Here is a 12,478-nt window from a genome sequence, read left to right as displayed (position 1 = left end):
CAGCAAGTAGTTCAGTATCAATAAGCCAGTTAGACAGCATAAAAAATAACTCCGTTCAAAAGAAGGAGTCATTTTCGTAGGATCATTTTTGCTGTCAACCGATCAGTTTCTTAACTGATCGGTGTTATGCCTATGTTAGCCTTTTTCATAAAAAATTAAATGATAATCAGTCTCGTTTGAGATCTGGTTGTCAATAATGATCATGTAAATTTAGTGTAAAGCAAAATTGTGGTAACAATCACGTTATTTGTCGCTACTATGCGCTATGCAGTTCGACTGCAGTATTCGGTGTTAATTTTTAGCGCTTGCAAACTTAGCAAGTTAACCCCATATATAAGTTTATTAAGTCGTCACAAGCGTTATTTTTGAGGAATCTTTATGAGCAATCCATTGCTAAACAGTGCTGTATTACCCGAGTTTTCTAAAATCAAACCAGAACACATCCAGCCTGCGGTTGAGCAAGCCATTGCCAAGTGTCGCGATACCATTGAAAAGTTATTAGCTGACAACAGCCAATATACTTGGGATAACCTTATCGCCCCGCTTGAAGAAGTTGACGACGAATTAAGTAAAATTTGGTCGCCAGTATCACACATGAATTCTGTTGTCAGTAGCGATGCTCTGCGCGATGCCCACGATGCCTGTTTACCGCTTCTATCTGATTACGGCACCTACGTTGGCCAGCACCAGGGTTTGTATGAAGCCTATAAATCCATTCATCAATCTGCGGAGTTTGCCGAGTTAACCCAAGCGCAAAAAAAGGTGATTGAACAAAGCTTACTCGACTTTGAATTGTCGGGCATTGGTTTAGATGACAGCCAAAAAGTGCGTTACGGTGAAATTGTTAAGCGTTTATCTGAGCTAACTAGCAACTTTTCTAACCAGTTATTAGACGCCACAGAAGCCTGGACTAAACTGATTACCAACGAAGCCGACTTAGCGGGCTTGCCTGAGTCAGCTATCGCTGCAGCCAAAGCCATGGCCGAAGCCAAAGAGTTAACAGGCTGGCTATTCACCCTTGATTACCCGTCTTACATGCCTGTGATGACCTACAGCGAAAATCGTGAGCTACGCGAAGAGTGTTACCGTGCATTTGTTACCCGCGCCTCTGATCAAGGCCCAAATGCTGGCGAGTTTGATAACACCAACAACATGAACGAAATCGTGGCATTACGTCATGAGTTAGCCAATCTACTGGGTTTTGCCAGCTATGCTGATAAATCATTGGCCACTAAAATGGCAGAGTCGCCAGAGCAAGTCTTAGGCTTTTTAAATGAGTTAGGTGAGCGTTCAAAAGGCCAGGCCGCCGCTGAATTAGCTGAATTACGCGCCTTTGCTAAAGATCACTATGATGTAAGCGAAATGGCATCATGGGATTTAAGTTTTTACGCTGAAAAACTGCAGCAACACAAATATGAAGTGTCGCAAGAAATCCTGCGTCCATACTTTCCAGAAGACAAAGTCTTATCGGGCCTATTTTTTACTGTTAACAAGTTATTTGGCTTAACCATTAACGAGCAAAAAGGCGTTGATATCTGGCACAAAGACGTGCGTTTCTTTGATATTTATGATGCTGAAAACGTCCACCGTGGTAGCTTCTACCTAGATTTATATGCTCGCAGTGGTAAGCGTGGCGGCGCATGGATGGACGATTGTCGTGGCCGTCGCATCACCTCAAGCGGTTTGCAAAAACCAGTGGCTTACTTAACCTGTAACTTTAATGGCCCAGTAGACGGCAAGCCGGCGTTATTTACTCACGACGAAGTCACTACCTTGTTCCACGAGTTTGGTCACGGTATCCATCATATGCTAACTAAAGTTGATGTTGGCGGTGTATCGGGCATTAACGGTGTGCCTTGGGATGCGGTCGAACTACCAAGCCAGTTTATGGAAAACTGGTGCTGGCAAGAAGAAGCCCTAGCGGAAATCTCTGGCCACTACGAAACTGGTGAGCCATTACCAAAAGCGTTGCTCGATAAAATGCTCGCTGCTAAAAATTTCCAGTCAGGCATGATGATGGTACGCCAGCTTGAGTTCTCACTGTTCGATTTTAGAATGCACCATGAGTTTGACCCTGCAAAAGGTGTCGATATTCAAGGTATTTTAGACGAAGTACGCAGCCAAATAGCAGTGTTAACCCCGCCAAGCTTTAACCGCTTCCAGCACGGTTTTGCCCACATTTTTGCTGGTGGCTATGCTGCAGGTTATTACAGCTACAAATGGGCTGAAGTGTTATCGGCAGATGCGTTCTCACGTTTTGAAGACGAAGGCATCTTTAACCCAGAAACCGGTAAAAGCTTCTTAAATAACATTCTTGAAATGGGCGGAAGTGAAGAGCCAATGGAGCTATTTAAACGCTTTATGGGCCGCGAACCCAACACAGATGCATTACTGCGTCACAGTGGTATTGCCGCGTAAATCATTAATGTAAACCCGTTAAAAACCGGCATTGATTGTCGGTTTTTTTATGCCGCGGACTTAGCCAGAAATAATCAACCTCAGCTCTGGATAACAAACGCCTTTCAAGCAGTCCTTTGCCTTCCTCACTGCGTTGAATTAACTTGCTATTGACGCGTTAATTCGCCTTGTTAGCAAAACAAATCAAAAGCTCGACAGTGGATTTTAGTCAATCTATTGATTTATATCGTTATCAATACATCTCTTATCCAGAGTTGAGGTTAATCAGATAGATGCACTGGTTTTGCATGGTTCTGCCACCAATGCCGGCGATTGGGTCGATGAGAAAACACCCTGGTACATGGCACCGTTTATGAGCTTAGAAATACCGCAAGACTTTCTAATATCGATAATTAAAAAGTGGTTACCCATGATTACCAAGGCCCATTACTGGTGATTGCCGCAGAGGATGATGAAGAAGTGCCGCCAGCACTTGCTGAAAAACTGTTTGCTGCGAGCAAGTCTGCTAATAAGCAGTTCATTATGGTACCTAATGTCGGCCATCAAGGCATGCTAGAAGACGTAACCACAATGCAGCAGTATCAAGACTTTATTACTGAGCTTTGATTTGAGCGGAAAATCGACATAAAAAAGAGGCGCAATGCGCCTCTAGCTTTGAAATGAATTAGGTTTTGTTTACGCTAACTTCAAATCATATTGGTTGCGGTACATCACCATGTCTTCGATGGTGAGTACTGGCATATTGTGCTTTAACCCAAAGGCGACGATTTCAGGCGCTTTGGCGATGCTGCCGTCTTCGTTGGTGAGTTCACATAACACGCCAGCAGGCATTAAGCCGGCCATTTGCATTAAATCAACCGTACCTTCAGTGTGGCCACGACGAGTCATTACACCGCCAGCGCGAGCACGTAATGGAAATACGTGTCCTGGGCGGGCTAAATCAGATGCTTTAGCACTGCGGTTAGCGGCGGTTTTTATGGTGGTAACACGGTCTTGTGCTGACACGCCCGTTGTTACGCCTTCTTTAGCTTCAATCGACACAGTAAACGCGGTTTGGTTGGCACTGTTGTTGTCGGCAACCATAGGTGGTAACTCAAGCTTATTGGCGTGCTCGTCGGTTAAACATAAACACACAATGCCGCTGCATTCGCGGATCATTAATGCCATTTGCGCTGTGGTTAAGTGCTCAACTGAATAAATAATGTCGCCTTCGTTTTCGCGATCTTCATCGTCGAGTAACAAAACGCCGCGGCCTTCTCTAAGCGCTGCAAGGGCATTTTCGACACGGGTGATGGGTTCGCCAAATTCGGCAAGTAGTGATAGCTGATTCATGGTTGTACTCCTAAAATGACCAGAATCAGGGCTTGTAAAGAGGGATATAAATCCAAAACAAATTGCACCAAAAAGCCGTGGGCTGATTGATGTATCTCCATTCTCTCTCATCCGGACTATAACCGTCGGCTCTGGACTGTTAGTGATTACGTAAGGTAATACCAAGTCACCAGATCTGCTGACCTCGATGAATCGAGCGCTCGCGGGCTTACTTTTTCAAGTTTACCGCCGGTGGGGAATTGCGCCCCGCCCTGAGAATTATAAATAATGTTGTTTGCGTTTATTTCAGCTTATTGGCTTATTTACCAATAAGCTGAAATTGCGTTGCTATGGTAATCAGTTAAGAGTGAGATTAAAAGGGGGGTGAGTCGCAAAAAGAGTAACAAAATACGGTGTTGCATAGACTTTATAGGCTTGCGCATTCGCCAATCGGTATAAAGATAATAAAGCTTCTTGCTCACTGGTATGACCTTTGTTAGCCTGTCGCGCTAACAATAGGAGTAGTGGTAGATGAATCTGTATTTTCGTTTTGCGTTGTTGTTTTTATGGCGAATAGGCCATTGCAAACGTATTGATTTTTTAGGCACCAGTAAAATTAATTATCGCGTTTTACCGTTAGATTGCGACATCAACTTACATTTAACCAATTCGCGTTACCCGGCTTTTATGGATTTAGCCCGTACGTACATGATTGCCGAAATCGGTTTAATGAAGCAGTTTTTAAAGAATAAATGGCTGCCTATCGTGAACGCCGCCGAGTTTACGTACATCCGCGATATTAAACCGTTTGAAAAATTTACTATTGAAACCAAAATTGTTGGTTGGGATGAAAAATACTTTTACATTGAGCACCGTATCGTGACCGCACGTGGCTTGCATTGTATTGCCCATGTGCGTGGGGTATTTGTGTGCCGTGGTAAGCAAGTGCCTATCGAAACCTTAATTACGGCAGCGGGTTACACGGGTGATACGCCAGAACTACCGGCCGAAGTGGTTAAGTGGAAACAGTTTTTACAGCTCAAAAAAGAGTGTAATACATAATTACGATTGATTGTTGGTATCAATCTATACAGATCAATCAACCTGAGTTTGCCGTATTAGCCAGTTTAGGTTGATTAGGCATAAGGAGTGACATGGTGGCATTAGAAACATTCAGTGATATTTGGGCGCGCGCTTGCGAGCGTAAAGGCGGGCCAGCAATCGTGAAGTCGCTGCTACCTGACACACTCAGCGCAGCTGAAATCTGTGAGTATTCTGATGCACAATTGCTTTCTGTGATGAGTAAACGTGTGTTTCAAAGTGGCTTTGTGTGGCGAGTGGTCGATAATAAATGGTCAGCTTACGAACAAGCCTTCTTTGACTTTGTGCCGATGAAAGTATTAATGCTGTCACCCGATCAAATTCAGCAGCGCGCTAGCGATCCGGCCCTTATTCGCCACCAAAAGAAAACCCAGGCCATTGTCGATAATGCCTACATGATCCAGCAAATCAGTGCAGAACACGGCAGTTTTGCTGAGTTTATTGCCAATTGGCCAACAGATGACATTACCGGATTATGGCAAGTGCTTAAAAAACGTGGTGCACGTTTGGGCGGCAACACTGGGCCATACTTTTTGCGCGCGATTGGCAAAGACACCTTTTTACTTAGCCAAGATGTGCAGTCATATTTAACTGCGCATAAAGTGGTGGATGCTGGCTTTACCTCACAAACAGCACTGCGCCAAACGCAAGCGGCTTTTAATCAGTGGCAGCAAGAGTCTGGCATGAGTTTGGCGCAAATTAGCCGTACGATTTCATTGGGCGTGGGTGACAATCGGGTGTAGTGGCTATCATGTTTGATAGCGACACAAAAAGACCTTCACGATTTCAGCGGCATGCTGATCTTTTTCTTTGTCAGTAAAAGGCTCGTTCATTTGAAAGATTAATGGCCAAAAACATTGGCCTTTAATTAAACTGTGCACTTGGTCCTGAGCCTGTTCAATATCGTCAACATTGATTCGACCATCTTTGTTGGCTGCTTTAATCCAGCGTGAAATGGCGTTTTCTTCTTTGATGATCTTTTTTATTTCTTTTTGCATTTCAGATGCATAAAACAAATGACCAATCACCATTCTTGACACTTCAATGTGTTCTTCTGACTGAATATGTTCAATATCATCGCGGACTAATTGTTGTAACTGCGGTGCCAATGGCTTGTTTGGGTGATAAGGCTCAGAAGGGTGCGACAACGCTTTTTTCCATAGGTCGGTCATTAATGTCATCACTAATGCTTCTTTGGTCGCGAAGTGGTTGTACACCGTGCGTTTAGACACGCCAGCCTCTTCGGCTAATTTGTCCATGCTCGTCGCAGTAACCCCTAATGCTTTAAAGGTTGTTCTGGCGGCTTCAATAATGGCCGCACGTTTAATTTGGCTACGCGTTTGTTTTTCTTGAGTCATGGTCTGCACTGTATCGAGTTTATGAAAGAGATTTTACACTGAGTAGTTTACTTTTCAATGGGAGATTATTAAACTACACCGTGTAGTTTACTTTGTTGGTATCGAGATGAAAATATTAGCCGGTGTTATCGTTGGATTTGTGATGTTAGTTGCCATTGTGTGGCTCACAAAAACATGGTCAGCAGCCAATAAAAGCAAGCCGTTCACAAATAGTGAAAAAGCCTATCAGACGGGATTAAGCAGTTTATGGCCTATTGCTAAAGCCTATTGGAACACACAGCGCCAAGCACCTGCTCCAGTCAATGCTGTGCCGTTAATGACCTTGACTCAAGACATCCTCTCGCAAACGCATGACGATGCGATATATCGTTTAGGGCATTCAACAATATTAATGCGCTTAGATGGCGAGTACGTATTAATCGATCCGGTATTTAGCGAACGTGCATCGCCTGTGCAATGGGCTGGGCCAAAGCGCTTTCATGAGTCTCCTATCAGTATTGCAGATTTACCGGCAATAAAAGCCGTCATCATTAGCCATGATCATTATGATCACCTCGATAAAGCCGCCATTGAACAACTAGCGGACAAAGTGCAGCACTTTATTACACCACTTAAAGTGGGCGAATACTTAACGGCGTGGGGTGTTGACCCTATTCAGGTCACTGAACTTGAGTGGTGGCAATCGGTTGAGTTAAATGGACTAACCATTATCGCCACCCCTGCGCAGCATTTCTCGGGGCGAGGTTTACTGGACCGAGATCAGACATTGTGGGCCAGTTGGGTTATTCAAGGTTTGCAACACAAGATTTTTTATAGCGGTGACAGTGGCTATTTTGGTGGGTTTAAAGACATTGGTGAGCGATATGGGCCATTCGATGTGAGTATGATTGAAACGGGCGCCTATAATGAATTATGGAGCGATATCCATATGTTGCCAGAGCAGAGCTTGCAGGCGCATATCGATGTTAACGCCAAGGTAATGATACCCGTGCATAATGGTACATTTGATTTAGCATTACATGACTGGTTTGAACCTTTTGAACGTATTAACAAATTAGCTAAACAGCATCATGTCACTTTGGCAACACCTAAGTTTGGTCAAGCAGTGATGTTGGCAAATCCACAAGCTAACGAGCTATGGTGGCGCGATATTATGATAAATCCAGCAACGGATGATGTAGAACAACAGGATAATGTACGCAAGATGGATGAATTAAATGAGGTTGTCACCGATCATAAGATAGCCTATGTTGGTAATAGCTTTACCTAACCTGAGTACAGAAAAGTTGATATTGTCAACATGTTGGCGTAAAGTGCGCCAAATAAATGGATCGAATTTGTTTGATTGAGCAGATCTCAGTTAACAAGGTATTAACAAGTTTACCATGTATAACCTAAGCTTATTATTTGTTTACAATTTATTGCATTAGGTTGAGTTGTTTGAATTTTGTCCCTGTGCGATAAAGAGCACAGAAAATTTTACAGTGTAATTTTAGCTATTTTCAAATGGAATGCCTCAAAACGGAGGAACCATATTGAACGCAAATTGGAGTAGGAGCACACATGCACAAAGCATTGAAAGTCGCCGCGGTGATATCTGCGGCAATATGGATTACCGCTTGTGGCAAAGCAGAGGATGCGGCTCAAGCGCAACAGCAACAACAACCTCCTTCTCCTGTTGGCGTGATGACTGTTGAAGCAGTATCACAGGCCATTACAGTCGAATTACCTGGTCGTAGCCGTGCCTTTTTAGAAGCAGAGGTGCGCCCACAAGTGTCTGGTATTATTACCAAGCGCGCCTTTACTGAAGGCAGTGAAGTGAGCCAAGGCCAATCACTGTATCAAATTGATTCGGCCACATATAAGGCTGCATTAGTCAGTGCAGAAGCTGACCTTGCCAGCGCGAATGCGGCGTTAGCATCAGCCAAAGCTAAAGCGGCTCGTTATGCTCAGCTGGTTAAAACCAATGCGGTCAGTAAGCAAGATTTTGACGAAACCGAAGCTGCCTACAAAGAAGCTCAAGCTGCGGTTACAGTGGCTAAAGCTGCCATTAATACAGCCAATATTAATCTTGAATACACCGAGGTTAAAGCGCCTATTTCTGGCCGAATTGGTAAATCATCGGTTACTGCAGGTGCGTTAGTGACAGCGAATCAAGCAACAACGCTTGCGACGATTCAGCAACTTGATCCCATCAATGTCGACATTGTGCAATCAAGTGTTCAGCTATTGCGCTTAAAAGCCAATTTACGTTCTGGTCAATTGCTTAAAAGTGATAATGCCAAAGTGTCGCTGATGCTTGAAGATGGCAGCACTTATGACTATGAAGGCACATTACAGTTTGCAGAAGTGAATGTCGACGAGACTACGGGCTCAGTGACGTTACGAGCAGAGTTTCCAAATCCAGATGGCACTTTATTGCCAGGCATGTATGTGCGTGCACAGCTAAATGCAGGCCAAGACCCTCAAGCGATTTTAGTGCCACAACGTGCTATTACGCGCAACAATAAAGGCCAAGCGGTGGCGATGTTGGTTGATAAAGACAACAAGGTAGAAATGCGCGTTGTCAAAACTGCCGAAGTTATCGATAACCAATGGCGTATTGTTGAAGGACTAGCTCCTGGCGATAAATTGATTGTCGAAGGACTACAAAAAATCCGTCCAGGTGCACCAGTGTCACCACAAGTGTTAACGGCTGACCAACCACAAAAGTAGGGATAAATTATGGCTCGTTTTTTTATTGATCGCCCAATTTTTGCCTGGGTGATCGCAATATTAATTATGCTTGCAGGTGTGTTAGCCATTAAAGGCCTACCGATTGCTCAGTATCCTAGTATTGCGCCGCCAACGGTTGTGATCAGTGCATATTATCCTGGTGCATCTGCCAAAACTATGGAAGACACGGTAACCCAGGTGATTGAGCAGCGTATGACTGGGCTTGATCATTTACGTTATATTTCGTCCACCAGTGACAGCTTTGGTAATGCTTCAATTACCTTAACCTTTAATGCTGAAGCTGATCCCGATATTGCACAGGTTCAGGTACAAAACAAATTGCAGGCCGCTACGCCTTTACTGCCTACTGAAGTACAGCAGCAGGGCGTAAAAGTGAATAAGTCGACATCAGGCTTCTTGATGGTAATGGGGTTTGTGTCTAAAGATGGTTCAATGGGCAAAAGTGACATTTCAGATTATGTCGCCGCCAATATTCAAGACCCAATGAGCCGCGTACCTGGTGTGGGTGAACTCAGGCTCTTTGGTGCACAATATGCGATGCGTATTTGGCTAGACCCACTTAAATTAACCCAGTACAACTTAACCAGTATTGATGTTACTGCGGCGATTAGTGAGCAAAACGCGCAGATTTCTGCGGGCCAGTTAGGCGGCGCCCCATCGTTAGCTGGGCAGGAGCTTAACGCAACAATATCAGCTCAAAGCCGCTTACAAACACCAGAACAATTTAGACGGATCATTCTTAAGTCTGACTCATCAGGTGCAAATGTGTACCTTGAAGATGTCGCTAGAGTAGAACTGGGTGCAGAAAGTTATGCCGTTGACTCTTATTACAATGGAAAACCAGCATCTGGTTTAGCGGTTAAATTGGCCACTGGTGCCAACGCTCTAGACACCGCAGAAGGTGTTAAAGCCAAAATTAATGAGATGAAGGCGTTTTTCCCGCAAGGGCTTGAAGTGGTTTATCCCTACGATACTACGCCATTTGTTGAGCAATCGATTGAAGGTGTTGTGGATACATTAATAGAAGCCATTGTATTGGTTTTCTTAATTATGTATTTGTTCCTGCAAAATTTCAGGGCCACACTTATTCCAACCATTGCAGTCCCTGTGGTATTGCTCGGTACCTTTGCTGTGTTATCGGCATCAGGCTTTACCATCAATACCTTAACCATGTTTGCCATGGTGCTGGCCATTGGTTTGCTGGTGGACGACGCCATTGTGGTGGTCGAAAACGTTGAGCGGGTCATGTCTGAAGAGGGCTTAAGTCCACTTGAGGCTACCCGCAAGTCGATGGACCAAATCACCAGTGCCCTGGTGGGTATTGGTTTGACCTTGTCAGCAGTATTTGTGCCTATGGCATTTATGTCAGGTTCTACTGGGGTTATTTATCGTCAGTTCTCCATTACCATTGTATCGGCAATGGCGTTATCTGTGTTTGTCGCAATCGTACTCACACCGGCATTATGTGCCACCATGTTAAAACCCATTAAAAAAGGTCATACCCACGCAGATACGGGGTTCTTTGGTTGGTTTAACCGTAAGTTTGATGCAATGACCTCGCGTTATGAGTCGAGCGTTGGCAGTATTTTAAAACGCTCATTCCGTGTGATGTTAATTTACATTGGTTTAGTGATTGCGGTGGGTTGGATCTTCTTACGTATGCCAACGGCATTTTTACCTGATGAAGACCAAGGTATCTTGCTTACTCAAGCCATCTTACCAACAAACTCAACCCAAGAAAGTACCGTAAAAGTGCTTAAGCAGGTTAATGACTATTACCTCAATGACGAAAAAGACATTGTTAACTCAGTGTTTACCGTTGCAGGCTTTAGTTTTGCCGGTTCAGGTCAGAACATGGGGCTCGCGTTTGTTGGCTTAAAAGATTGGTCTACCCGTGAAGCGCCAGGTGAAGATGTGCAATCATTAGCTGGCCGTGCAATGGGGCGCTTTATGCAAATTAAAGAAGCCTTAGTGTTCGCCTTTGTACCGCCTTCGGTGATTGAGCTGGGAACCGCCAATGGTTTTGATATGTACTTAAAAGATTTGAATGGCCAAGGTCACGATAAGTTGATTGAAGCGCGTAATCAAATGCTCGGAATGGCGTCGCAAAATCCTAATTTAGTGGGTGTAAGACCTAACGGTCAGGAAGACGCACCTATGTATCAAATTCACGTTGATCACGCTAAATTACGCGCATTAGGCATTGATATTAATAACGTTAATAGCGTCATGGCGACGGCGTTGGGTGGCTCTTATGTGAATGACTTTATTGACCGCGGTCGTGTGAAAAAGGTGTATGTGCAAGGTGAAGCAAAGTATCGCATGCAGCCAAGCGACTTAGATACCTGGTATGTGCGTAATAGCAATGGCGAAATGGTACCGTTCTCGGCATTTTCTACTGGTTCGTGGGAGTTTGGTTCACCTCAGTTACAGCGTTTTAATGGTGTACCTGCGGTCAACATTCAAGGCGCAACAGTACCGGGTTACAGTACCGGAGCGGCAATGAGTGCACTAGAGGAAATGGCCAAACAGCTTCCACCAGGTTACGGTATAGAATGGAATGGTTTGTCATACGAAGAACGGTTGTCTGGCAACCAAGCTCCGAGCTTATACGCACTGTCTATCTTGATTGTATTCTTGGTACTTGCGGCATTATACGAGAGTTGGTCGGTGCCGTTATCGGTTATTCTTGTGGTGCCACTGGGTATTATTGGGGCATTGCTCGCCATGAATGGACGTGGTTTACCTAACGACGTATTCTTCCAGGTCGGCTTATTAACTACGGTTGGGTTGGCAACTAAAAACGCCATCTTGATTGTTGAGTTTGCTAAAGAATACTTTGAGAAAGGCTCGGGCTTAATTGAGGCAACACTGCATGCAGTGAGAGTACGTTTACGCCCAATTTTAATGACGTCATTGGCCTTTGGTTTAGGTGTAGTGCCATTAGCCATTCGTTCTGGTGTTGGCTCTGGCAGTCAAAATGCCATCGGTACTGCTGTACTGGGCGGGATGATGTCATCGACATTCCTGGGTATTTTCTTTGTGCCGTTATTCTTTGTGGTGGTTGAACGCATCTTTAGTAAGCGTGAAAAAATAACCGAAGCAGAGCATGAGCAAATCGATAATGATAGAAAGTCGATATAATCACTGAACCGTGTTTAAAAGCCCAGTTAATCTGGGCTTTTTTGTGTCTGTAGCCATAGACTTTTCTGCAGTGATTTGGTCAAAAAAGGATGTAGCACGTAAAACCCAGTTTAACGGCAATTAAATGATACTTAAATCTTGCTAATTGACTATTTTTAAAAGACTAAACTTAAATTGTGTTTAAAAAACACCCTAAGTGGTTTTGCTTTAGGTTATTGAAAAATTTACTGATTAAAAAACTACTTGTGTAAATATCATCCAGGTACTCTTCTGTGTTTGTGTTATGATTAAGATCTTAATTAAAACAGATTTTTAACATCTATTTGTCCTGACTAAACACCTTTGTGGTTATTTTTTAACGAAGAGATTGTTGATAAAGATGAACTTTTGATTAAATAATGATTATGATA

9 protein-coding genes and 1 riboswitch are annotated in these 12,478 nt (G+C 43.9%); of the genes, 7 read left to right on the top strand and 2 right to left on the bottom strand.

Going from position 1 to position 12,478, the window contains the following annotated elements:
• Positions 1–378 precede the first annotated feature (378 nt).
• The gene (gene prlC / locus IEW93_RS01190; RefSeq protein ID WP_188736060.1) at positions 379–2,418 is read left to right on the top strand and encodes an oligopeptidase A; all 2,040 of its coding nucleotides are present in this window, start codon (positions 379–381) and stop codon (positions 2,416–2,418) included.
• 399 nt (positions 2,419–2,817) lie between these two features.
• Positions 2,818–3,024: a prolyl oligopeptidase family serine peptidase gene (locus IEW93_RS01185; RefSeq protein ID WP_188736058.1), complete on the top strand. Its 207-nt coding sequence runs from the start codon at positions 2,818–2,820 to the stop codon at positions 3,022–3,024.
• A gap of 69 nt (positions 3,025–3,093) precedes the next feature.
• Here the strand turns inward: IEW93_RS01185 and ribB are convergent, their stop codons facing one another.
• Positions 3,094–3,750, bottom strand: coding sequence for a 3,4-dihydroxy-2-butanone-4-phosphate synthase (ribB, locus tag IEW93_RS01180; protein ID WP_188736056.1), 657 nt, complete (start codon positions 3,748–3,750; stop codon positions 3,094–3,096).
• Between the two features lie 95 nt (positions 3,751–3,845).
• Positions 3,846–4,013, bottom strand: a riboswitch (FMN riboswitch).
• Between the two features lie 247 nt (positions 4,014–4,260).
• On the opposite strand from ribB, the gene IEW93_RS01175 reads away from it, so the two are divergent.
• Positions 4,261–4,791 (top strand): thioesterase family protein, encoded by a 531-nt coding sequence (locus IEW93_RS01175; protein WP_188736054.1) that lies wholly within the window; start codon positions 4,261–4,263, stop codon positions 4,789–4,791.
• A gap of 92 nt (positions 4,792–4,883) precedes the next feature.
• Entirely contained in the window at positions 4,884–5,573 is a 690-nt protein-coding gene (locus IEW93_RS01170) for a DNA-3-methyladenine glycosylase I (RefSeq protein WP_188736052.1), read from the top strand.
• A gap of 6 nt (positions 5,574–5,579) precedes the next feature.
• On the opposite strand, the gene IEW93_RS01165 is transcribed toward IEW93_RS01170, so the two are convergent.
• On the bottom strand, positions 5,580–6,188 hold the full coding sequence (locus tag IEW93_RS01165; protein ID WP_223418979.1) for a TetR/AcrR family transcriptional regulator: 609 nt from the start codon (positions 6,186–6,188) through the stop codon (positions 5,580–5,582).
• Positions 6,189–6,294: 106 nt separating this feature from the next.
• On the opposite strand from IEW93_RS01165, the gene IEW93_RS01160 reads away from it, so the two are divergent.
• From IEW93_RS01160 to IEW93_RS01150, 3 genes are all read left to right on the top strand, one after another.
• On the top strand, positions 6,295–7,458 hold the full coding sequence (locus IEW93_RS01160) for an MBL fold metallo-hydrolase (protein WP_188736048.1): 1,164 nt from the start codon (positions 6,295–6,297) through the stop codon (positions 7,456–7,458).
• Between the two features lie 293 nt (positions 7,459–7,751).
• Positions 7,752–8,903, top strand: coding sequence for an efflux RND transporter periplasmic adaptor subunit (locus tag IEW93_RS01155; protein WP_188736046.1), 1,152 nt, complete (start codon positions 7,752–7,754; stop codon positions 8,901–8,903).
• Positions 8,904–8,912: 9 nt separating this feature from the next.
• Positions 8,913–12,068, top strand: a complete 3,156-nt coding sequence (locus IEW93_RS01150) for an efflux RND transporter permease subunit (RefSeq protein ID WP_188736044.1) — start codon at positions 8,913–8,915, stop codon at positions 12,066–12,068.
• The last annotated feature ends 410 nt before the right edge of the window (positions 12,069–12,478 follow it).

Source organism: Shewanella inventionis (assembly GCF_014641855.1).
In the GTDB taxonomy this organism is placed as follows: domain Bacteria; phylum Pseudomonadota; class Gammaproteobacteria; order Enterobacterales; family Shewanellaceae; genus Shewanella; species Shewanella inventionis.
This window is presented reverse-complemented; position numbering and strand designations above follow the sequence as displayed.